Below are 23,598 nucleotides of genomic sequence, written 5' to 3' on the forward strand. Positions count from 1 at the left end.
GAATTGAAGCTTGCGAAAAGTTTTTAGAAATGAGCTATAGTAGTTTCCAGCCAATGTATAGTCACTTCATTTGCAGGGTCATACGCAACTTTTTGCATAGATTTTAAAAGCTCCAGCTTATATTTAGCAGATTCCAAAGCAAGAGTCTCTAATTTTTTATGAATCCAATCCATTCCAATTTGAGGGAAATTAACATTAAGCTTCCAAATTTTCTTTGTTAGTTTTCTTATCTTTCGTGAATACGCTTCAAATTCTTTTTTAGATCCGGAAAACACCCTGTTTAAATGTGCATCTTTTAATATCGCAATTAACTTTAAAAAGGCTATCTGCTGTGCCGATTTCTTGATATTTTGAAGATCTTCTTTTGTCAACCCGAGCCTTTTCAGCCCGAGTTTAACCCTTAATAAGCGCCAATTAATTATTAACAGTTTTAACCATGAATCCTCAAGGATATTTCCGATCTCAAGGATCTTACATTCATCAAGAAGTAAAATTCTCCCTTTTTCTTCTTCTGTTAGTCCGGAAGCCAGCAATAAATTACCCTCAGAATCAATATTAACTTTTTCAAGTTTCCAGCCGGAAATATCTATCTTCAAGTCTTTGGCCAAATCAATTAATTCTCTAATTTCAGGTTGTAAAACCACCATCAAAATACCTCGAAGGACATTATTTTCTAAATTAAATAAAAAAGAAAATACCCCTTCATCTTTAGGTCTCTCTGCCCATTCAAAAGGGCGAATAACCCCTTTCTGACTGCCGATAAAGGCTCTCTTTTTTTTAGGGGATTCTTCTTTTTTCTCTCTCTTTTTCTCTTCATCCCCATCATATTTTTTTATTCTTTCAACAGCAGTTGAATCTACAAGCTGCTGAATAAATTCTTCCGCTTTCTCCATGTCAATTTTCGCATCTTCATATTTCATTTTAATGTTTGTAGGTCTAAGTTCCTTCTCAAGCCCAGACACAACCATCGCTGAAGAAGCTGCAAAAGACTCTTCTCCCATTCCGGGAGCTATATTTTGTCCTGCTATTCCATATACCATATCTATTTAATAAATCGTATTATTATGCCAAAAACTTGCAGACTCAAGATGGATCCTCGCTTTCGCGGGGATGACAAATTGCAAAAACTGTCATTACGCAACAGTCTCAAGATGGAAATTGCAACTGGATATCCTAGTTTTTTAAGAAAAATGGGTGAATAATCGGGGTTAAAGATATTTTAGTCTTTCAGCAAATTCACCCTGAATCACTTGGGCCAGAGATTCTTCTCCTATAGTAATCAAAAACGCAATAAGATTCTCAGAAAAGTCTTCATATTCCAAATCATAAATAACAGGAGTAAACTTTAAAACAGATTTACGAACACCAGCAACATATCCATCTTTAATCATCAAATAAGCCCGACCAAGAATTTCTTTTCTCATGTAATTTTTTATTGAAGAGTTAAGCCCCTGTACTTCATGAAGCATCTCCCAAATTTCAGCAAGGACGCTAAATCTTCTGGGAGCTCCCTTTTGCAGCATAAAAACAAGGGTTTTCAATATTCCTCTAATTATTATAGGATTAAGCTCAATCTCGGGGTCAACGCCAAAAACATTTACACCGGAGCTTTGTACCCCAAACATTTTTGGCAAGGGGCGCAGCCTCACAGCCAAAGCATTAGAAATTGCATCGCGTATTTTCAAATCTTCCAGGAAAATCTTCCCTTGCATTATCAAGTCACTTAAAACAAGTATAATCTCATAAAGAATAGCAACAGTTGCATCCGGCAAATCTATAAAAGGTTTTAACTCTCCCCCCAGCTCCAAAACGTGGCAAACATCAATCGCAACCCTAACCGTTATTTCAGGGTCAGTCCCTTCCAGCAAAGCGGCTAATGATCCCCCCGCCTCAAAAGCAAGGCCATTAAGTCTCCCAAATAAAATATAATCTGAAAATTCATTTTTGATTAAATCAATTTTATGGCTCTCTCCAGAATGGTAATCGGAGGCCTTATCTTCGAGTAACCGCAAAAAGTCTATTGGCAAAACAACACTTCTTTTGGCTTGTATCATATTTAATACGGACAGTTTTCGTCTGTTCGGCAAAGAAGTCAAGGCAGCAACAGGGAGATCTATCTTTTGATAAAAACACTCCCTTTTTCTGTGCTCTGCTTTTTGGATTGGTTTTTTGTAAGGAATAGCTCTATTTAACGGCAAATTCCCTTTCATTGCTATCATAAAATTATCTTTATTTTCAATCTCTAGAAACACATACTCTGTTTATAACCCTAGTTATACCGGTGAACAAAGTCCCTTCTATCTCATCATCTCTTTTCACTCCAAAGACCTCTCTTAAAACTCCTTTATCAATATGTCGAGTTGCTTTTCTAACTAAATACGCAATTTGATCAACCTTAGGTTTGCTTTTCATAAACCTCTCTTCATTTCTTATGTCCTCATCTTTAATCTGTAATTCGATAAATTTAGCCAAAACACTGCTTTGCAGGCTTCTAAATCCCCGATCATCAACAACCCATGAAGTATCATCTTTCACGGAAAAATCATCTCTGAATTTTTTTGACATCCACGATACTGCTTTTTCCACAAAAAGCGCAAATTTTTCTAAATTATCAAAGTTATTCATATCCCCAAATTTATGTTTTAATTTATCAACAAGATCACTTAAAATTTCTCCACAAAATTGAGCCTTTGTTGTCTCGTCACCCCTTTCCTTGATAAGAGCGCTAAATAAAATAGCTACGCTCATCCCAAGCACTTCAGGATCTGTAACTACACTGTCAGCAATAAAAGAAATAGCCTTTCTTCTATCAAACTCTCTTCTATAAAATTCGCTTGATTCTAAAAGTTCATGCCCCAAACAATAAGATTGCTCAAGTTTTTTCATTGTATCCCTAGAGCAAAAAGATTCGTCGATAACGCCTTTTGTAAAATCACTCTCACCCTTCCGCCAAACATACAAAACAGGAGAAGAATATGGCGATATCTCAGCAATATCAACAAGAAGTCCGCTTGCTATGCTTAATATATCCGGAGAAGGCAAGCTTGCTCGAAGAGTTGCAAGGTCTCGAGGACTTTGTATCTTCATTAAAACAGAACTATAAACAAATGCCCTACGACGCGCAATATCGTTTATTGGAATCTGATTCCATCCTTCTCTCAAACTCCCAGACAAAGGAAACGATTCGTCAGCTCTTCTACAAGAAAACCTGGCTTCCGTCAACCGCTGCCCTCTCAAACCTCCAGTATCGCCCATTCCACTTATCCAAGTAGTCATAAATTAAATACCCCCTTGATTACTCTATGAGACTGTTGCGTAATGACAGTTTTTGTAATTTGTCATCCCCGCGAAAGCGGGGATCCATCTTAACCCCGATTATAATAATCGGGGTTGTTTTATGAAAAATAGATTCCCGTTTTCACGGGAATGACCATTATGCAACAGTCCCTCTATAATCTTATATCGCACAAAATGTCAGAAAAGTTGCATGGAATTTTAGTTCTATCCTATGATAGAATAGGTCATTTGTATGAAGTTTAAATTTTCAAAAACAGATATTTCAGGAGTTTTAGTAATAGAACCAAACGTTTACAAAGACTATCGCGGTTTTTTTATGGAATACTACAATAAAGATGCCTTCAAAACTGACGGCAATTTTACAGACTTATTTGTTCAGGATAACCACAGTAGATCGCAAAAAGGGGTTATAAGAGGGCTTCACTATCAATTAAATCCTCATGCCATGGGAAAACTCGTAAAAGTGGTAAGAGGGGAAGCTTTCGATGTCGGCGTTGACATTAGAAAAGGATCTAAAACTTTTGGAAAATGGTACGGAGAGGTTTTAACGGCAGAAAACCATAAAATGCTCTACTTCCCTCCCGGATTCGCGCACGGGTTTTTGGCGCTTACAGATAATGTTGAATTTCTTTATAAATGTACGGGGATGTACAACGGCCCAAGCGAAAGGGCCATAGCATGGGATGATCCTGATATCGGGATTTTATGGCCGCTTGATAAAGTTGACGGGAAAGCTCTTCTTTCTGATAAAGACAAAAAACACCCTAAATTAAAAGAAGCCGAACACAACTTTATTTGAGGAGAAATTCCCTTTTCCGTTTAAAAAGAGAGGTTGTTTTTATGAAAAAGGTTGTTTTTATGAAAAAGATTCTTATTATAGTTGCTATGCTTTTCGGAGTAATACTACTTGCATCAATAGTTCTTTATTTTTTTCTCCCTGTCGATATAATAAAAGATTTTGCGGCAAAAAGCTTATCTCAACAGCTTAATCGTGAGGTAAAAATAAAAAGCGCATCTTTCAACCTTTTTTCGGGAATCAAATTAAAAGGGGTTACAATAAGCAACGGGAAAGGTTTTTCAGCCGAACCGTTTATTTCGGCAGATTCTTTGGAACTTAAATATGCCTTTTTCCCTCTCCTCCAAAAAAAGATATTAATTCCGGAGATAACATTTGTAAAACCTGAAATTTTAATAGAAAAGGACAAAAATGGCCTTTTTAATTTTAGTGATATGTTTGAACCTAAAAAATCCGTTGCGTCATCTAAAGAAAAAGGATCTAGCAAATCGGGAAAAACAGATTTTTCTATAAATCTTTTAATAAATAAAGTCCAAGCATCAAATGGTAAGATCATTTATTCCGACTATTACACAGGGAAAAGCGGGTTAAAAGATATAAATCTTAAAATATCAAATATAACGCTTTTTGCATTAAAGCCTATAGAGGTAGACCTGTCCGCCACAGGAAATTATCTTGGGAAAGATACCCCTATAGCTCTCCATGGGAAAATAGGGATAGACGTTAAAACAATGGACAAGGCAAAAGTTGATGAGTTTAGCCTTTCTATCGCGGGAGAGACAATCAATGCTTCGGCAGATATAAAAAATATTAAAAAAGCGCCTGTCGTAAATATTTCAATAAATTCTAAAAAATTTACAATCGATCCGCTTTTAGCAGTTTTTGCGGCGGCAGGAAGCGACAATAAACAAGCAAAAAAAGCTCCGCACGGAGCATTAACCAAATCCTTGAAAAAATCTTTTTCAAACATACCAAAAAATTTAACCATTTCCGCGAATGTTGATTTTAAAAATATCACATTTAAGACTTTGGGCATAAATTCTCTTGTTTTTGATCTTGATCTTTCAAAACAGGTTGTATATATAAAAATAAAAAACTTTGCCGCGTACCAAGGAGCCTTAACGCTGGAAAGCCTAAAATTTGATCTTCCAAAACTATCTTATTTAATAAAAAATTTGTCTTTAAAGAACTTTGCCGCTTCTCCCTTTACAAATGATATGATTGATTCCTTTTTTCCAAACTTCCTAGATCTTAAAAATAATACGGAAGGAACTCTGGATATCTCTTTATCCTATTTAAAGGGATCCGGAATAGAAATGCCTGAAACATTTGACACTTTAAGCGGCAGAGGAATAATTATTTTGTCAAAAGGGAAGATAAAAAAGATCAAATCGATTGAAAGCATAGGGACAAAATATAATATCAACACATTAAAACATGATCTGATTATTGGAGGTTTAAGGATTCAGGCGGTGCTAGACAACAAAATATTAAACGTTACAAAACTCTCACTTCAAGATACCGATTTAAGGATTGGATTCAACGGCAAGCTGGATTTTAATTCTATGAATTACGTATCGGGGAACCGTCTTTATCTTCAATTCAGTCCAAACGCTGCAAAAGAACTGCCGCAAGAACTGGTCTTTCTTAAAGATAATAAGGGGTTTATTGAGCTTGTTTTTGAGCTGCAAGGAGCTTTAATAAAACCTTTCCCTTCGCCAATATTTAGCAATATCATCGAAAAAGAGATTGGAAAATTCAAAGTAGAGATTGAAACAAAAAAAGTGGAAATCGAATCTAAAATAAAAGAAGAAGAGACAAAAGCAAAAAAAGAGCTGGAAAAGGGAGTTCAAGAAAAGGTAAAAGAGATTTTTAAATTTTAATCCCGATCAGGATAATTGGGGTTAATAATTGGGCTTAACTGTAAGCCTGCACCGTCCTGAGTCAGTAGTCATTTCTATTATTTTGAAGGGTTCCGGCAAACTATTCCTTACCATTGACAAAGCTTCAAGAGTAGGAATAAAAATCAATGAAATGGTAAAGGGCGATAAATTTTCGCCGCTTCTCACTATCTGCGTCACTCGATTGACAATCTGACGCCCTATCTCCCTAGCCTGGTTAGTCGATAAGCCTGTTTCATCCTCAACTATTTTAGAAGTTTGAATTAAAGGGATAATCGTTTTTTTGTCTTTTTCTTTTAAAGAAGTAGACAGAGTTTGTAAAAATCTCATAAGAGCGCCTGACATTATCCCACTTTTTATATGGCTTATTGTAAATGGAAACCCTGTTTTTTTCATCAAAGAGATAAATTCTGATATAGCCTCGGAAGAAGAGTCCACATTTTTTAGCTTTTCAATTAAAGGGTCTAAACTCTTTGCGGTTAACCGCTCTTCTGTCTTTTCAATATTAAAAGATATTATTTTTTTAAAAAGCATTATTTGTCTTCCAATTTAACCTGGACTTACCGTAATTCATTATCGATTATAAAAGAAGTAAATTTCAAGAAGTTTAAACAAATTTCAGACTGATATCAAGCGCTTTCGCAGAATGGGTAAGAGCTCCAACAGATATATAATCAACTCCTGTCTTTGCGATAAATTTTATATTTTTCAGGTTCACGCCGCCCGACGCCTCTGTTTCAATCCCTGCGTTTTTACAAAGTTTAACCGCTTCCATAAGGGTTCTTTTGTCCATATTATCCAAAAGGATCCTATCTACACCAAGCTTTATCGCCGTTTTAACTTCGTTTATATTTTGAGCCTCTACTTCAATCTTTTTGGCCTTTTTCCTTAAAAGCTTAATTGCAGGTTCTATCCCCCCCGCAAATTTTATATGATTGTCTTTTATTAAAACCGCATCATACAATCCAAAACGGTGATTTTGTCCTCCGCCCGCCAAAACAGCCTCTTTTTCAGCCTGTCGCCAAAGAGGGGTGGTCTTGCGAGTATCTAGAATCTTTACATTTGTCCCCGTCACAGCCACAACAAATTTTGAGGTTAGCGTAGCAATCCCTGATAATCTTTGAAGAAAATTAAGGGCCAGTCTCTCTCCTTTTAATATGGAATGGGCGGGGCCTGTTATTTCCGCGATAACTTCCCCATCGCTTACTTTATTACCATCTTTTACCTTAAAAGAGACTTTGATCTTTTTATCCAAAACATCAAAAACCCCCTTCACCAAAGATGTCCCTGCGAGAAGCCCGTCTTCCTTGACCAATATGATTGCCGAAGCAGGTTTTCTTTTATCAATAATGGCATCGGTAGTAATATCTCGCGATCCAATATCTTCAAGAAGAGCCATCTCTATTAACGATTTTATTGACTTGTTCATTCTTATTTTTTCTCCTTCAAAGCAAAATAGTATTAATTTCTTCATCAAACCCCAAAACCCGCTCTTTCTGCTCCGCATCAAAAAGAAAAGGTTCGACATCATTTGCCAAATATTTAAAATCCAACTTGGAACATTTTTCTTTCATCCTACCAATAAACTCATCTTTTTTAAGCCCAGTAACTCCCTCAATGTATGGATAATTAGGTCTTGTTTTGGCAGAAAGAAAAGAAACATCATAAAAATCTCTCCCTTTCTCTCTTTTTCTAAAAAAAACGGCTAAAAGCTTTTGAGCTAAAAGCACATCAGGAGGGTTTACAAGAATTTTGCGATAAACACCAAACTTGTTAATTGTCGTAAGCTTTGGATTTACTATTTTTTCTTTTTTTTCAACATCAATACTTAAAAATATTTTTTCTTTCTTGTCTTTTGCAATGCCAAAGCCTTGAAGGATATCTTTGAATTTTATATAACAATGATAATTTCTATTTTTTGACAAAAATCTTTTCTCAACAGAAAAGCCTTTTAGCTCAAGCTCAGTCAACACCTTTACCATGATTTCCTTAAATTTATTATAAGTTAAACCAAAGTTATCAAAATCCAAATCTTCCGAAAATCTTTGGCTGTCATAAATAATTCTTATAGCTGTTCCCCCAATAAAACTTAAATATTCGCTTCCTTTTTGCTTGAAAAGCGAATCTAATATCTCATATTGAAGATATTCAACAACAATCCCCTTGGAATTAAGTCTCGTTATCTTTTTTTCAAAATATTTTTCTATTTGATTAAGATTAAGCATTAATATTGCCTGTTTCAAAAAAGATTTTTACAGTTTTCTCAAATTTCTTATTGTTAAAGCTTTTCAAATATTTTTTAAATTTTGTGAAATCTGTCTTTTCTTTTATCTCTTTAAAGTTAAATCTAAAAGAAGAAATATCCTCTTTGATTTTTATGCTACTCTTTCTTAAATACAAAAAATCAAGGATTGCTTTTTCTGGCTCTGCAACAAGATAAGATTCGCTTTTCCCTTGCATCGAGACATAACCAAAAAATAGGCTTCTTTTTATATTGTGATAAATAAACTTGCCAAATTCATTTTCAAATGTCCTAGTTGTTTTAGGAGTCGCAAGAGTAAAAGCATATACCATTTCAGGGATAAAACCATAAAAATACAAAGCTTTTTCATAGCTTAAATAGCTTGGAGAATAGATTTTTTGAGCAACTTCTTCCCCTGAAATTTCATCTATTCTTTTTGAAAACGCATAAACGCCGTTTTTTATTTTTACGATGTACCCATTCTTTTGCCAAGAAGAAAGCTGGCAATCAAAAACTCGAAAAGAAAGGAGTTTGATTTCTTGTCTTGTAAATATGGGAGAATTGATTTTCAATTCAAAATCTATGTATTTCATTTTTTTATATTTTTTTATAATAAACTGAAATAGTATAATATAATACAACAAACAAAGTCAAGCTGAAAATCTTGTAATAGGTGACATTTCGCAACAGTCCCATATAGCAAAGGGGGTCATTGGCGGTAAAGCATTTATCTTAAAATAAACCAGACAACATAGTAATACATTATAGGAGCTGTCAGAATAAAAGAGTCCATGCGATCCAGTATTCCTCCATGTCCCGGAAGCATATGACCTGAGTCTTTGACTTTAGAATCTCTTTTAATAACCGATTCAACAAGATCAGAAAGCTGCGCGACAACGCCAATTAAGATGCCAAGAATCAGGGCATGTGTTCCACTAATCCCGGCAAACCCAGAAAATATTTCAGCAGCAACAAGACAAGTTATAAAACCTGCCACAGCCCCTTCCCATGTTTTTTGAGGAGAAATAGCTGGCGCCAACTTATGCCTGCCAAACTTTTTGCCAATAAGATACGCCATAATATCCATTGCCCAAACAGTAAGAACCAAAAAAAATATGTAAGCGCCATGATCTGTCAAGCTTCTTATAAATATAAAATAACTAAAAAACCAACCTATGTAAATCATCCCGAGCAGGGTAACTGCAACGTCAACGATTGTATCTTTTTCTCTTTTAAGAAAAACCCCGCTTATTAAAGCAAGGGTCGCGGCAATAGTTAAAATAGCAGAATGAGCAGGCTCCCAATTTCGCTTTAAAGCATAATATGAAAAAACTATAAAAAAGATCGTAATAATATTGCCAACTAAATAAGCAGGATGGTATTCTTTTTTCATCATCAGGTTGTAAAACTCATTAACAGAAAAAAGAGCCAACAATAAAACAAGGAGTAAAAATGCAAACCCTCCAAAATAAGTACATCCCCATATTACTGGGATACCAACCAACATAGTTAAAACACGACTTAAAAATGATCTCGACATAATTTTAATATTTAATTAACCCCGATTGTTCATGCCAGAAAGAATTTTTAAACTCCCTGCGTAAACCCTAACTATCCTAATCGGGGTGAATTTGCTCCGATATTTTACCAAAGCGTCTCTCCCTTTGGCTATAAGATTCGATGGCTTTAAGCAATTCCTCCCTTTTAAAATCAGGCCAATAAACATCAGTAACATAAATTTCCGCATAAGCAATCTGCCACAGCATAAAATTTGAGATCCTCATTTCAGATGCCGTTCTGATTAACAAGTCAGGATCAGGAATATTTTTTGTATACAAGTGCCGACTAATATCTTCTTCAGTAATTTTCTCTTTCTCTGTCTTTTCTCCTAAGCCACATTCTCCCAGGAATATTTCATTTACCGCATCCACTATTTCCGCTCTTCCTCCATAATTTACCATAATATTTAAGTTCAAGCCTGTGTTTTTTGAAAGTTTTTCCATCGAAAAAGCCATCTTATTTTTCAGCTGATCGGAAAATTGGGTGAGCCTTCCCAAAAAATTTAAACAAACATTGTTTTTATTTAAGTTGTCAACTTCACGATCAATGGTATCGGCCAAAAGACCCATCAAAAAAGAGACTTCATCTTTCGGTCTCGACCAATTCTCAGTTGAAAAAGCGTAGACAGTAAGATATTTAACTCCTATCTCGGCACACGTCTTCACACACTCTTTTAAAGAATCTGCGCCAACCTTATGCCCGGCAATTCGAGGAAGCCGCCTTGCCTTTGCCCATCGCCCATTTCCATCCATTATAATTGCTATATGTTGAGGTATTTTTTTCATAAATGAAAAATGAAGAATTATCCAACGACCAATAAAATGAAGGGCTACAACACATTAGTCATTTTTCATTCAATTTATACTTCCAAAATTTCTTTTTCTTTCGCAAGGATAAGTTTATCTATCTCTTCAATATACTTATCTGTAAGCTTCTGGAGCTGCTCTTCTTGAATTTTAGCGCTGTCTTCAGCCAAAGCTTTTTCACTCTTCTGTTTTTTTAAAAAATCCATCCCTTCACGCCTGATATTACGAATTGAAACCTTCTCTTTTTCTGCTTCATCTTTTATAAGTTTAGTAAGATCTCGTCTCCTCTCCTCTGTTAATTGAGGGAGGAAAAGACGAAGCATTCCTGATTCAACTTTAGGCGTTATCCCTAACTTAGACGTAAGAATGGCTTTTTCTATGGCTTGTGCTGAAGTTTTATCATAGGGCTGAATAGCAATTTGCCTCGGTTCAGGAACGGAGATGTTCGCAAGCTGTTTTAGGGGAACTGATGAGCCATAATATTCAACGGTAAGCCCGTCAACTAAAGCTGGCGAGGCCCTCCCCGTTCTAACTCCAGCAAGTGTTTTTTTTAAAACTTCTATTGCTTTTTTCATTTTGGTTTCTGAATCTTTTATAGCATCTTGCACTTTAAACTCCTCCTTTTAAGCTAATCTAAGCAACAAAAACCTATTTTTTATACATAAAGCATTATAATCTATCTGATAAGCTTACTAACAAAAGTCCCGACTTTTTTGCCCAATGCCGCCTTTTCGATATTTCCTTTATGCATCAGATCCAAAACAATCATAGGAATATCATTGTCCATACAAAGTGAGGCTGCGGTTGAATCCATAACTTTTAACCCTTTATTTAATATTTCCATATATGTTAAAGAGGTAAATTTTTTTGCCTCTTTATGTTTTACAGGATCTTTATCATAAACTCCGTCAACTTTCGTAGCTTTGATTATAATATCAGTATCAAGCTCGGCGGCTCTAAGCGAAGCAGTGGTATCTGTAGAAAAATAAGGATTCCCAGTCCCCGCCGCCAAAATTACAACCCTACCCTTCTCCATATGCCTTATTGCTCTGCGTCTAATAAAAGGCTCCGCAACCTGACGCATTTCAATTGCGGTCATAACACGGGCATAAACATTTATTCTTTCAAGCGCATCTTGAAGGGCAAGGGCGTTAATGACTGTTGCAAGCATCCCCATGTAGTCGCCTGTTGCCCGTTCCATCCCCGCGTTAGAGCCGGTCAACCCTCTAAATATATTGCCTCCTCCGACAACAATCGCTATCTCTATTTTATGGCGTTTAACCTTCTCTATCTCTTTTGCTATGGCAGCCAAAACTTCAGGATCGATCCCCTGCTTAAATTGACCGCCAAAAATCTCACCGGAAAGCTTTAAAAGGACTCGTTTATATGTCATTTGGTATTAATTATATCAACAAATATTCAAACATCAACATCCAAATCATCTATAGACATATAATAACAGGTAGTCTATATTTATTATTATGCTTGAATTTATAACTCAAGAACTGGAATCGCTCAAACAATCGGGCCTTTATAGAACGCTTAAAACCATTGAAAAGACAGAAGGGGCTAAAGTCTGGATAGGAGGAAAAAAGCTTGTCTGTTTCTGCTCAAATGATTACCTCGGTTTATCCAATCATCCAAAAGTCAAAGAAAAAACAATCGAAATTATTAAGAGATTTGGTGTCGGCGCCGGAGCATCAAGATTAATTTCCGGAAATACAATAATACATGAAGAATTGGAAAAAAAAATTGCCAAATTTAAAAAAAGAGAAGAGGCCATCATCTTTCCTTCAGGTTATATGGCAAATATAGGAGTAATTTCCTCTCTTCTTAATGAAAAAGATACCGTGATAATTGATCGTTTAAGTCACGCCTCAATAATTGACGGATGCAAATTATCAAAAGCCCATTTACAAGTCTATCCTCATAAAAATACGCATGCACTGGAAAAAGTTTTGATAAGATCAGATAAATATAAAAAACGTTTAATTGTCACTGATTCTGTTTTCAGCATGGATGGCGATATTGCACCCCTTCCTGAAATAATAAAACTAGCCAAAAAATACAATGCGATAACAATGATTGATGAAGCCCATGCAACTGGAGTTTTAGGGGAGAATGGACGCGGGGTAGAAGAACTTTTTGGAATTGAAGGACAAATTGATATTGTAATGGGGACACTGTCAAAGGCGGTGGGGAGTTTGGGAGGTTTTGTTGCCGGAAGTTCCGAGCTAATCAATTACTTAAGAAATAAAACAAGAAGTTTTATATATTCGACAGCCCTCCCTCCGTCTATTTGCGCAGCATCTATTGCAGCGCTTTACGTAATTGAGGGGGAACCTACACTTCGAGAAAAACTTTGGGATAATATTAAAGTTTTCAATACTAGCGTGGGTTCATGCCATGGCATGAACCCAGATATCCAATTCCCCATTATTCCCATCATAATCGGCAATGAAGAAAAGACCATGAAAATATCAAGGAAACTTTTTGAAGATGGGATATTTGTTTCAGGAATACGATATCCTACAGTTGCAAAAGGAAAAGCTCGTCTGCGAATAACAATTACTGCAAGTCATTCAAAAAACGAGCTGAAAAATCTTGAGAATCTCTTAAAAATCTGCCGTAGATAATTAGCCTTTGTTAGCTTTTTTTTCTCTCTTTAATGCGCGCTTTTCTTTAAGTGATAATTTTGCGACTTTTTTAACATTCTTTTGTCCGCCCTGTTCTTTGTTTGCCATAAGTCCCACCTCCTTCTGTATTAAAATAATTATAAACAGAAACAGTAGGATACGCAAGGCCTAAGAATATTCGTAAAAGCGTGTTATAATTTTTTTTATGGCCTCTCTTTTTGTAACAGGAACCGATACCGGCGTGGGAAAGACCTATGTAACAATCCTATTGGCAAAACATTTGATGCTTAAAGGCTTTGATGTCGGCATAATGAAGCCGATTTCAACAGGTTCAAAGAAGGATGATGACGCAAGACTACTCAAAAAAACACTCAACTTAAAAGATCCTTTGAGATTAATAAACCCGATACATCTAAAACTCCCTCTCGCCCCATACGCTGCCGCAAAACTATTAAAAAAGAGACTTAACCTCAAAAAGATTTTTACGGCCTTTGAAAAACTTAAAAAACACCACGATATTGTTATCGTAGAAGGAATCGGAGGCGTTTTGGTCCCTATTCTAAAAGATTATTTCGTCGCGGATTTAATAAAAGATTTTAATATTCCTGTCTTGATTGTCGCCAGGGCTGGGCTCGGGACTATAAATCACACACTTTTAACTATTGAAGCTTTAAAAAAACGAAAGGTAAAAATCGCTGGAATCGTCATGAACGGATTTATAAAAAAAGAAACTTCAGAAAAAACAAACGCAGATATAATTGAAGAAATATCCCATATGCCGGTCATGGGCAAATTAACCCAGGTTATTCACTCCGATTAGGATAATCGGGGTGAATAATCTATGAAAAGTCCGTCTGCAAAAGACTGATTTCTAATCCCTTCACCCCGATTATTCATACCTAAGGATTCTCTCAACAACCTACTAGAATTCTGTTCATCCATGAATAATCGGGGTTCGCTGTTTAAATCAATTTTTCTTAAGAAAACTCTGGCATGAAAATTGCTACTATTTTCCATATGGGACAAGAAAGTTATAATTTAGGAAAAGATGGCGAAGAAAGAGCATGCAATTTCCTGCAACAAAAAGAATTCCGCATTATAGAACGAAATTTCAGATCACGCCAAGGTGAAATTGATATTATCGCAAAAGACCAAGATTTTTTAGTCTTTGTTGAAGTAAAAAACTACTCGCATAAAAGTTTCTTTACCCCAATTTATGCAATAAGAAAAAGCAAGAAAGAGTCAATCATTCATGCAGCAAAATTATATATATATAAGAAAAAGCTTTACAACACACTATGCCGGTTTGATGTAGTGGCGATTTATCGTCATATATCAGGGGAGATAATTATAGATCATATTAAAAACTCTTTCGGGATATAAATAAAAAAGAGGGTGAAGAGTTGTGCTGGTAAAATTAAAAAGTGCGGCTTTATATGGGCTTGAAGGAGAAATAATAAGAGTAGAAATCGACGCAAGCAAAGGACTTCCGGGCCAAAGCATCGTGGGACTTCCAGATGCAGCGGTACGCGAAAGCAGAGATAGGGTAAGATGTGCCATTATAAACTCCGGGTTTGAATTCCCTCCTTATTACTTTACTATTAATTTAGCTCCGGGCGATACCAGAAAAGAGGGCTCTTTATACGACCTTCCTATGGCAGTAGGAATCCTCTGCGCTTCAAATCAAGTATCAAAAGAGAGATTAAAAGAATCCGTTTTTATAGGAGAGCTCTCTTTAAACGGAGATGTAAAAGGGGTATCAGGAATACTCCCCATTTGTCATTCTCTCTATAAAAAAGGAGTAAAAAATGTTGTTGTATCAAAAGAGAATGCCGACGAAGCTGCATTAGTAGAAAACCTTGTAGTAATTTCTGTCACTTCCTTAAAAGAGACTGTCGAATTTTTAAACAAAGAAAAAGAAATTGAGCCTCATATTGTAGATGTTTCTAATTTATTTAAAAACGACCAGGAATTTGATGTCGATTTCTCCGAAATAAAAGGGCAAACTCATGCAAAAAGAGCATTAGAGATAGCAGCCGCCGGGGGACATAACATCCTGATGATAGGGCCTCCTGGGTCAGGAAAAACAATGCTGGCAAAAAGGATTCCGACCATTATGCCATTTTTATCTTCTGATGAAGCCCTTGAAGTGACAAAAATTTATTCTGTAACAGGACTAATTAATAAAAAAAGGATTCTTATAACAAAACGCCCATTTAGAACCCCACATCACACAACATCAAATATCGGAATAATAGGAGGAGGGAGAATTCCAAGGCCGGGAGAAGTCTCTCTTGCCCATTTTGGCGTTTTATTTTTAGATGAACTTCCTGAATTTAACAGAGAAGTAATAGAAGTTCTAAGAGAACCATTAGAAGATAATAAAGTTACAGTTTCAAGGGCGCTTGGCTCTGTTACATATCCCGCAAACTTTATGCTTATCGCGGCAATGAACCCCTGCCCTTGTGGCAATTACATGGATACGCTACAACAATGTTTGTGTCCTCCAAATAAAGTCCAAAAATACTGGAGCAAAATATCAGGACCGCTCTTAGACAGAATAGATATCCACATAGAAGTTCCAAGATTAAAAAAAGATGAATTAACTTCTCTCCCTCAATGCGAAACGTCCGCCCAAATAAAAGAACGGGTATGTAAAGCGAGAAACATTCAAGAAAAAAGGTTTAAAGATTTATCATTCAGGCTAAATTCAAATTTAAATCCAAAATACATGAAAGTTTTTTGTGATTTAAAAGAAGAAGTCGGCAATTTTTTAAAATCGGCTATTACCCATCTGAAAATAAGCGGAAGAGGCTATGATAGAATAATTAAATTAGCAAGAACTATTGCAGATTTAGAAGGATCAACTGATATAAAAACAGAACACATCGCAGAAGCCATGCAGTTTAGAACATTAAAATTAAAAGAATAGACTGGGATTGATTCGATTTTGTGTCATCGGACATTATCATGTTGCCGCTACAATACAAAAACTTGTACCTTTTCAGTTTTTTGGCAACACTTACATTCTGGGACTGTTGCATAATGACAGTTTTTGTAATTTGTCATCCCCGCGAAAGCGGGGAGCCACACGGGAATGACCATTATGCAACAGTCCCATTCTATAAAAACTTGACCTTGTAGTTAATAAGCTTTAGAGTTAAAATGTCCCCGTGCCAGAAGAAATATCATCAATGAAAATAAATGAAAAATATAAAAAGCTCAATGCCACTAATGAGCTACTAAAGTGCATCTTCTATAAAGACAAAATATGCAGACCACATCAAATACAATTTAAACTTTGCATTAAATGCCATAAGTGCAAAGCCATTACAATTGAAACGGCAATTCCAAGGCTTTTTGAAAAAATAATAATAATGGCGCGTAGCTTGGCTTCGGTCTTTTTAAATAAATGAACCTCGATTACTTATGCCTAAAGAAATTCAAGAGTTCTATCAATTATTGATTCTACTGTAAAGAATCTGGGAAAAGACTGATTCACCCAGATTATTCATAGACGAACAGAATTCTAGCAGAGGGTTGGAAATTTTCCCAGGTATGAACCCCGATTTCCTAATCTGGGTGAATAATCAGGGTTCAATCAATATCGATCACTCTAAATATCTCCTCTTTTGTTGTTATTCCTTCCGCTAATAACCTTAAAGCCTCATCTTTCAATCTTCTTCTATTAACACCTGAACAATCGGTAGCAATTTCAAAAATAGCACGCCGACCAGAAGGTTTGACTCTTAACAGGCGTTGAGCAATAATCCCTACAAGCACATCCTTAACTAGATATTCTTCAATACCCAAATCTACAAGTCTTGTAAACGCGCTGCTCGCATCCCTTGTATGCAACGTCCCCAAAACCATATGACCCGTTAACGCAGCCTGAACCGCAACTTTTGCAGTTTCAAAATCTCTAATCTCTCCAACAAGAATTATATCCGGATCTTGCCTTAACACAGCCCTTAAAATTTTAGAAAAATCAAATCCTGTTTTATAATTAACTTGGACCTGATTAATGCCAGGCAGCTGGTATTCAACCGGATCTTCAATAGTTACAATATTGTTTTCTTTGCTGTTTAATTCTTTAAGTGTTGCATACAAAGTTGTTGTTTTCCCTGACCCCGTGGGCCCTGTCACCAAAACCATTCCGCTTTTTTTATTAATCATCTTTCTGTACAAATCAAGATCTTCAGGGTTAAACCCAAGCCTTAATAAGTCAAATTTTGTTTTATCCCTTTGTAAAATTCTAATTACAACTTTCTCTCCATGAATTGTAGGCAACGTGGAAATGCGAAAATCGACATAATCTTTATCAAACTTTATTTTATATCTGCCATCTTGAGGAATTCGGCTTTCGGCTATATCTAAGCCAACCATCACTTTTGTACTTGCAACAATAGCGGGATGCTCATCCTTGGGAAAAGTCTCCTGATCAGCAATCAATCCGTCTGTCCTGACCCTGATCTTGGTAAATTCCTCGCGAGGTTCAATATGAATATCAGACGCGCCTCTTTCTATGGCATTTAGTATTATCTTCTCAACCTTTTTTCTCACTCTAAAAAATCAAGCAATTTTCATGCCACAAAAACATTTCAACCCGATTATGAACCCCGACTATGATAATAGGGGTCAAATTGATGGAGTTGGGGGTGATGAAGTTTAATCAAAAAGGTCAGAAATTAGTCGTATTTAAAAAAGAAGTTTTTTGTCTCTGACAACTATTTTACCGCCAACAATTGTATAAACAATCCTACCTTTAACTTTCATTCCGTTAAAGGGCGAATTTTTAGATTTTGAAGCAAAACTTTTGATGTCAACCTCATATTCAGCATTAGGATCAACAATAACAATATCGGCATCTACTCCAACCTTAATTTCACCTTTTGGAATTCCCAAAATTTTAGCAGGATTTATAGTCATCTTACCTATTATTTCATTTAGTGGGATCTCTTCCGATAAAAACGTAAGAGCAAGAGGAAATGCAGTTTCAAACCCAACCATCCCTTTAGCAGCAAGCCCAAATTCAACGTTTTTTTTCTCTTCCCTATGAGGAGCATGATCGGTAGCTATTGCATCAATCGTCCCGTCCTTTAATCCTAAAACTATCTCTCTCCTGTCATTTTCTCCTCTAAGAGGAGGATTTACTTTCGCAAAAGTATTAAACCCATCAACTTCTTTTTCAGTTAAAGAAAAATAATGCGGGCAGGTATCAGCAGTCACAGGAATCCCCTTTGACTTTGCTTCCCGAATAAGCTTTACAGAAGAAGCGGTCGACACATGCGTAATATGCACAGATCCAAATTCAGCAGCCAGAGAAATATCTCTTTCTACCATAATTTCTTCGGCCTGCCTGGGAATTCCTCTAAGCCCTAGAATTGTAGACATAGCCCCTTCATTCATCTGTCCCCCCACGGACAATTCCAGATTTTCCGGATGAGAAATGATTTTAACATCAAACGCTTTCGCATATTCAAGCGCAAGTCTCATAATTTTTGAATCTGCAATCGGTCTCCCATCATCTGAAAAAGCAACGGCCCCCTCCCCTAACATTCGCCCCATCTGAGCAAGTTTTTTCCCTTCAAGTCCCACCGTAACAGCCCCAATCGGAAAAACATTAACAACTCCTGAGCTTTTTGCCTCTGAAACAACATATTTAACCATGGAGGGAGAATCAATTGGAGGATTTGTGTTTGCCATACAAGAAATAGAAGTAAAGCCCCCTTTTGCTGCGGAGTTTGTTCCGGAAGCAATAGTCTCCTCTTCCGGATCTCCCGGATCACGCAAATGACAATGAAGATCCACAAACCCGGGGGAAACCAGTAACCCTGAAGCATCAATAATTTCGGCATCTTTAGGAATTTTTAGGTTTTTGCCGATAGATTTTACAATGCCGTCTTCAATTAAAATATCAGTATTTTCTCCCTTTTTTGATGAGGGGGTTATTACCTTGCCGTTGCAAATTACTATAACCATATTGATTTTTTTACTTTATAAAAAAGACCTTTGATTGGTCCGCGTTTTTTTTTATCTTCGGATTGCAGGGTCTTTAAAGCCTCTTCTGCTGCCTTCTGCTCCGCCTCTTTTTTGTTAAGCCCCTGTCCCTCCCCCATAATCTTGCCTTTTATTCTAACCCCTATGATAAACTCTTTTTTATGTTTTGGCCCAATCTCTCTTAAAACTTTATATTGGGGGAGCATCCATTTCTTTTTTTGAACAAATTCCTGCAACGCGGATTTATAATCTTTTATATATCCTGCGCTGCTAACTTTGTCTATTTCACTTTTTAAAAAATCTATTAAAAAATCTCTAATTTTTCCCAATCCGGCATCAAGATATATCGCGCCAACAAGAGCCTCAAAGGCATTTGCAACGTTAGAACGTTTTTTTTGTCCTTCATTCCTTTTTTCATTTTCAGAAAGCAAAAGATATTCACCCAGTTTTATTCTGTTTGCTACCCGCGCCAACGTTTCATCTGAAATCACCGTAGCTCTAATTTTGGTTAAATCTCCTTCAGGTCTTGATGGAAAACGATTGTAGATATATTCTGAAATAACAAGTTTTATAACAGCATCGCCAAGAAATTCCAATCTTTCATTATCTAAAACGTTGGCTTCATTAGCAAAAGAGGAATGCGTAAGAGACTGATTTAGTAACTGTTTATTGAGAAAAGCTACCCGAATTTTACTTTCTAAGTCGGAGAGCTCTTTATCGCGTTGCATTGACATTTATATTATATATCATCTACAATGGAAGATCAATAGATTGTAATTAATACTATTACAAAAACACAAGCAGAAAAAAGGAGCGAAAATGGGGGAACTTTCACCAATCACAGCATTTTCTCTTGGAATAGAAGAAGATTTTCCAGCGCCGTCAAAAAGAGGACAATTAAATGTTCTTATAAAAAACGACAGCGAACTTATCAAGCAATTTCCTTTTAGGGCAGATATAGGCGAAATAAAGTTTCGCCTTGCAGATGCCTTAGTCGGAAGAGGCTCTCCCGGAGATTACGAAAGAGCGGCGGCAATTTATGAAGAGATCTTAAAAAATTACGGGTCTCCCTATTTACGGGCGCGCGCACAAATAGGAAAGGCAGAACTTCTAACGCCAGGAATCAGGCCTGAAAATATTTCCATGGCATTGCAACTTTGTGAGACGGCAAGAAAAAACTTAAAATCAGACATATCTGACTTTTTTATGGCAAAGACTTATATAATAGAAGCAGATCTACGTTTGGTTCGCGACAACAAAAAAGAAAAAGACCATGAAAAGGCGATGAAGCTTCATGAAAAACTGATAAAAAGCAGAAAAGCAAACTGGTATTTCAGGGCCAGGGCCCATATAGGAAAAGCAGAATTAATCCTCTATCACTTTCCCAAAAAAATCTCTCAGGCCGTAATTTTATGTGAAAAAGCAGAAAGGGGACTAATTAACAGGCCGGACGATTATTTTGCAATAAAAGTTAAATTAATTAAAGCTCAATTAATTCGCAGAAGAGGAAGAGGGCATGATTTAAGAAAGACCTCACAACTTTTAGAAGAAATAATAAAAACTAATACCTCCTATCAAGATCTGGCAGCTCAAGCAAGAGTTGCTTTGGCAGAAATAAGCCCGATAGACAAGGCCTGCAAAATTCTTCAGCAATTACATGAAATGGAGGGGCTTGAACCCTACATCAAACAAAAAATAAAGATGTTAGATGAAGAGCTTAAAACGAAAAAAGAATAATGATAATTTAGCTCCCAAGTTTTTCCATCACTTTTATTAAAATATTTTGCCAAACAGGGAGAGACTCAGCTTCATTCCTGCGAGACAAATCACTGGCTTCCGGTATTATTGCCGACAACATTGAACTAAGAGGAGAAAACTCTACCATAGTAGGATTAAGTCCAGCCAAAACCAACTTTCCCCTATTCCCTGCTTCAACAATAGCCCTCATAAATTGATTGGAAATAAGCTCATCAGCCAAAAAACTTGAGCTCAAAAAGCCTACAAAAGCATTTCCGCGATTTACATAATCATAATGTTCATATATGTTACTTCCAGTCTCAACTCCCCAGCTTAAACGAAGCTCCACACTATAATACTCAAACGCTCTACATATCTGCCTGAAAAATAGATTTTTCTTTATATTATCTTCGTCATTACTAGCCGCAATAAAAGAGAGACTCTTTCCAGCTCCGTTTATCGATCGCGGCCAAGCAGAGGAAAAACTGTTTATGGTCGGCAATATAACCCCGCTACTATCTTTACTAAAATCACCAGACATTATAATGGCCCCTAAATTTACCCACTCATTTATAGCTTGAGGTTGCTTCTGCAAAGAGAGAGATGACTCCCCAGACATTACGGGAACTCTATCCACCCACAACCAGGGGCCACAAATAAAAGGTCGATAATTAACAAGAAGGGCTTTTCCATTGTTAGCTTTGTTTAAAAATTCCATTCGTATATCATTAAATAACGTCCCGCTACCAAATTGAGGCAAAAAATTATCAAAGAAAAGATCTGGACTTGCAAAAGCAATAGTATAATCCGCAGAAATAATATTTTCCAGATGTTGGACACGGTTACATCTTGATCCCTTTGATTCCCACGATTTTAAAACTTCAACGCCAATGCCTTCAAGCCTTGCTTGTAATCCTTTTAAGTTGTCTCCATGCCATTGTAACGGCGCTTTTTTTCTGTTGTAATTTTCCAAAACTCCCATTCTTTTTAAATCTGTCGGATGAATAATAAACGATACACTTGTCATAATTTAATTTACCTCCAGGCCATTCAACTCGCTCAAGATTTTCCTATAGTTTAATATCGTAAAATGGTTTTCATTATTTCACTGTTTTTAAATAATTTTTATGATAAAATTATAAAATTGTTATGTAATATGAAAATGATCATCTTAACCCCGATTATTTATGGACGAACAGAACTCTAGTAGGCTGTTGGGAAAATCCTTAGGTATTCACCCCGATTAGGGAATCGGGGTGAATAATCGGGGTTAAAATACTTTTTATATAAAGGAGATCTATAATGTTAGACATTCAAGAAATTTTAAAAACCATCCCCCACAGATATCCATTTATTCTTGTAGATAAAATTTTAGAAATGGAATATGGAAAAACTGCAATCGCCATAAAAAATGTCACAATGAATGAATATTTTTTCCAGGGACATTTTCCCGGCCAACCTGTAATGCCGGGAGTTTTAATTGTTGAAGCAATCGCCCAGGTTGGAGCAGTTATGGCATTAAGCGCCCCTTCCGCTGCAGGCAAAATCATCTTTTTCGCAGGAATTGACAGAGTAAGGTTTAGAAAGCCCGTTGTCCCCGGAGACCAGTTGAAATTTGAAGTCGAGGTCATGTGGTTTAAAAGAGGGATCGGAAAAATGAAAGGCAAAGCTTCCGTTGACGGAGAGCTTGCCTGCGAAGGTGAATTTACTTTTTCTCTTGTTGATCAAGGCGGAGGCAATTCTGGAGCGCAAGTTCATCCAACAGCGATTATTCACCCATCCGCCAAAATAGCAACAGGGTGCCAAATCGGAAAATTTGTCGTAATTGGGCCTGAAGTTGAAATTGGGGAAAATACTATAATAGAAGAACATGTTGTTATCAACAAATGGACAAAGCTTGGAAAGAATAATCATATTTACAAAGGTGCTTCTATCGGAACTCCTCCTCAAGACCTGCACTATAAAGGGGAAAAAGGGGAGATCATTATTGGCGACAGCAACACTATAAGGGAATTTGTGACAATACACCTTCCTGTCGGAGAAGGAGGAAAGACCATCATTGGAGATAAAAACTATATAATGATTCACGCCCACATCCCGCACAATTGCAAAGTAGGAAATGAAGCAATTATTGGCGGATATGTTGGGCTTGCTGGTTATACGGAGATCGGCGACCAAGCGATTATTGCGGGCTTATCGGGAATCCATCAATTTGTAAGGATCGGGCGGCTTGCAATGATCGGGGCACAATCAAAAATCGGGCAAGACATCCCCCCATTCATGTTAGTAGTAGGGTCCCCCGGGGAAGCAAGAGGGGTTAACTCAATAGGGATGCAGCGCAGAGGCATATCCTTGGAAGCCCAGGCAGAAATAAAAAAAGCATTTAAGATTATCTATGAAAAGAAACAACCAACAGAAAATATAGTGGAAGAACTTAAAAAAAAGTTGCGTCCGCTGGATGAAATAAACCAAATTATAGAATTTTTAAGCAGAGACAGTAAACGGGGAATCAGCAAAAAAGCCGCAATGAATGAAATCGAAGAAGATTTGATTTTGCCTGATCTCCCAGAACTTGGGATATAAAATATAGATGAAAATAGTTGTCTCTACAGGTGAAATAAGC

24 protein-coding genes are annotated in these 23,598 nt (G+C 36.5%); 9 read left to right on the top strand and 15 right to left on the bottom strand.

The genetic code is table 11. From position 1 onward, the window contains the following. Positions 1 to 23: 23 nt before the first annotated feature. The 3 genes from A2290_01605 to A2290_01615 form a co-directional block, all read right to left on the bottom strand. Entirely contained in the window at positions 24 to 1,040 is a 1,017-nt protein-coding gene (locus A2290_01605; protein ID OGC15003.1) for a hypothetical protein, read from the bottom strand. Between the two features lie 168 nt (positions 1,041 to 1,208). Beyond that, positions 1,209 to 2,252: a hypothetical protein gene (locus A2290_01610; GenBank protein ID OGC15004.1), complete on the bottom strand. Its 1,044-nt coding sequence runs from the start codon at positions 2,250 to 2,252 to the stop codon at positions 1,209 to 1,211. Next, the gene (locus A2290_01615; protein OGC15005.1) at positions 2,236 to 3,276 is read right to left on the bottom strand and encodes a hypothetical protein; all 1,041 of its coding nucleotides are present in this window, start codon (positions 3,274 to 3,276) and stop codon (positions 2,236 to 2,238) included. Before A2290_01615 ends, A2290_01610 begins: the two co-directional genes overlap by 17 nt. A gap of 253 nt (positions 3,277 to 3,529) precedes the next feature. On the opposite strand from A2290_01615, the gene A2290_01620 reads away from it, so the two are divergent. Continuing rightward, positions 3,530 to 4,096, top strand: coding sequence for a dTDP-4-dehydrorhamnose 3,5-epimerase (locus tag A2290_01620; protein OGC15006.1), 567 nt, complete (start codon positions 3,530 to 3,532; stop codon positions 4,094 to 4,096). Continuing rightward, the gene (locus A2290_01625; GenBank protein ID OGC15007.1) at positions 4,093 to 5,976 is read left to right on the top strand and encodes a hypothetical protein; all 1,884 of its coding nucleotides are present in this window, start codon (positions 4,093 to 4,095) and stop codon (positions 5,974 to 5,976) included. Before A2290_01620 ends, A2290_01625 begins: the two co-directional genes overlap by 4 nt. A gap of 21 nt (positions 5,977 to 5,997) precedes the next feature. On the opposite strand, the gene A2290_01630 is transcribed toward A2290_01625, so the two are convergent. The 8 genes from A2290_01630 to A2290_01665 form a co-directional block, all read right to left on the bottom strand. After that, positions 5,998 to 6,528 carry a hypothetical protein gene (locus A2290_01630; GenBank protein ID OGC15008.1) on the bottom strand — a complete coding sequence of 177 codons (531 nt, stop codon included), beginning with the start codon at positions 6,526 to 6,528 and terminating at the stop codon, positions 5,998 to 6,000. 73 nt (positions 6,529 to 6,601) lie between these two features. Beyond that, positions 6,602 to 7,423: a nicotinate-nucleotide diphosphorylase (carboxylating) gene (locus tag A2290_01635; GenBank protein ID OGC15030.1), complete on the bottom strand. Its 822-nt coding sequence runs from the start codon at positions 7,421 to 7,423 to the stop codon at positions 6,602 to 6,604. A gap of 16 nt (positions 7,424 to 7,439) precedes the next feature. Beyond that, positions 7,440 to 8,219 carry a hypothetical protein gene (locus tag A2290_01640; GenBank protein OGC15009.1) on the bottom strand — a complete coding sequence of 260 codons (780 nt, stop codon included), beginning with the start codon at positions 8,217 to 8,219 and terminating at the stop codon, positions 7,440 to 7,442. Beyond that, a complete protein-coding gene (locus tag A2290_01645; GenBank protein OGC15010.1) occupies positions 8,212 to 8,829 on the bottom strand; it encodes a hypothetical protein in 618 nt (205 codons plus the stop codon). Before A2290_01645 ends, A2290_01640 begins: the two co-directional genes overlap by 8 nt. 134 nt (positions 8,830 to 8,963) lie before the next feature. Next, the gene (locus tag A2290_01650; protein ID OGC15011.1) at positions 8,964 to 9,776 is read right to left on the bottom strand and encodes a hypothetical protein; all 813 of its coding nucleotides are present in this window, start codon (positions 9,774 to 9,776) and stop codon (positions 8,964 to 8,966) included. Between the two features lie 76 nt (positions 9,777 to 9,852). Further along, the gene (locus tag A2290_01655; GenBank protein OGC15012.1) at positions 9,853 to 10,581 is read right to left on the bottom strand and encodes a di-trans,poly-cis-decaprenylcistransferase; all 729 of its coding nucleotides are present in this window, start codon (positions 10,579 to 10,581) and stop codon (positions 9,853 to 9,855) included. Between the two features lie 74 nt (positions 10,582 to 10,655). Beyond that, positions 10,656 to 11,210, bottom strand: coding sequence for a ribosome recycling factor (locus A2290_01660; protein OGC15013.1), 555 nt, complete (start codon positions 11,208 to 11,210; stop codon positions 10,656 to 10,658). A gap of 68 nt (positions 11,211 to 11,278) precedes the next feature. Beyond that, positions 11,279 to 11,995, bottom strand: a complete 717-nt coding sequence (locus tag A2290_01665; protein OGC15014.1) for a UMP kinase — start codon at positions 11,993 to 11,995, stop codon at positions 11,279 to 11,281. Between the two features lie 88 nt (positions 11,996 to 12,083). On the opposite strand from A2290_01665, the gene A2290_01670 reads away from it, so the two are divergent. The 5 genes from A2290_01670 to A2290_01690 all read left to right on the top strand — a co-directional run bounded on the left by A2290_01670 (position 12,084) and on the right by A2290_01690 (position 16,654). Beyond that, entirely contained in the window at positions 12,084 to 13,238 is a 1,155-nt protein-coding gene (locus A2290_01670) for an 8-amino-7-oxononanoate synthase (GenBank protein ID OGC15015.1), read from the top strand. Positions 13,239 to 13,443: 205 nt separating this feature from the next. Next, positions 13,444 to 14,058: a dethiobiotin synthase gene (locus tag A2290_01675; protein OGC15016.1), complete on the top strand. Its 615-nt coding sequence runs from the start codon at positions 13,444 to 13,446 to the stop codon at positions 14,056 to 14,058. 197 nt (positions 14,059 to 14,255) lie between these two features. After that, complete coding sequence (locus tag A2290_01680) at positions 14,256 to 14,621, top strand: YraN family protein (GenBank protein ID OGC15031.1); 366 nt, start codon at positions 14,256 to 14,258, stop codon at positions 14,619 to 14,621. Positions 14,622 to 14,643: 22 nt separating this feature from the next. Then, positions 14,644 to 16,170, top strand: a complete 1,527-nt coding sequence (locus tag A2290_01685; GenBank protein OGC15017.1) for a hypothetical protein — start codon at positions 14,644 to 14,646, stop codon at positions 16,168 to 16,170. A 262-nt stretch (positions 16,171 to 16,432) separates the two neighbouring features. Further along, complete coding sequence (locus A2290_01690; GenBank protein OGC15018.1) at positions 16,433 to 16,654, top strand: hypothetical protein; 222 nt, start codon at positions 16,433 to 16,435, stop codon at positions 16,652 to 16,654. Positions 16,655 to 16,835: 181 nt separating this feature from the next. Here A2290_01690 and A2290_01695 read toward each other — a convergent pair whose 3' ends face one another. The 3 genes from A2290_01695 to A2290_01705 form a co-directional block, all read right to left on the bottom strand. Then, positions 16,836 to 17,801 (bottom strand): hypothetical protein, encoded by a 966-nt coding sequence (locus A2290_01695; GenBank protein OGC15019.1) that lies wholly within the window; start codon positions 17,799 to 17,801, stop codon positions 16,836 to 16,838. A 135-nt stretch (positions 17,802 to 17,936) separates the two neighbouring features. After that, entirely contained in the window at positions 17,937 to 19,220 is a 1,284-nt protein-coding gene (locus tag A2290_01700) for a dihydroorotase (protein ID OGC15020.1), read from the bottom strand. Then, the gene (locus A2290_01705) at positions 19,211 to 19,972 is read right to left on the bottom strand and encodes a ribonuclease III (protein ID OGC15021.1); all 762 of its coding nucleotides are present in this window, start codon (positions 19,970 to 19,972) and stop codon (positions 19,211 to 19,213) included. The genes A2290_01700 and A2290_01705 overlap by 10 nt, the downstream gene beginning before the upstream one ends. A gap of 85 nt (positions 19,973 to 20,057) precedes the next feature. Here A2290_01705 and A2290_01710 point away from each other — a divergent pair, with 85 nt between their 5' ends. Then, a complete protein-coding gene (locus A2290_01710) occupies positions 20,058 to 20,975 on the top strand; it encodes a hypothetical protein (protein ID OGC15022.1) in 918 nt (305 codons plus the stop codon). Between the two features lie 7 nt (positions 20,976 to 20,982). Here the strand turns inward: A2290_01710 and A2290_01715 are convergent, their stop codons facing one another. Then, a complete protein-coding gene (locus A2290_01715) occupies positions 20,983 to 22,002 on the bottom strand; it encodes a hypothetical protein (GenBank protein ID OGC15023.1) in 1,020 nt (339 codons plus the stop codon). A 275-nt stretch (positions 22,003 to 22,277) separates the two neighbouring features. Here A2290_01715 and A2290_01720 point away from each other — a divergent pair, with 275 nt between their 5' ends. Further along, positions 22,278 to 23,558, top strand: coding sequence for a hypothetical protein (locus tag A2290_01720; GenBank protein OGC15024.1), 1,281 nt, complete (start codon positions 22,278 to 22,280; stop codon positions 23,556 to 23,558). Positions 23,559 to 23,598 lie beyond the last annotated feature (40 nt).

The sequence above is a fragment of the candidate division WOR-1 bacterium RIFOXYB2_FULL_36_35 genome, from assembly GCA_001771505.1.
GTDB lineage: Bacteria > Margulisbacteria > WOR-1 > XYC2-FULL-46-14 > XYC2-FULL-37-10 > XYB2-FULL-36-35.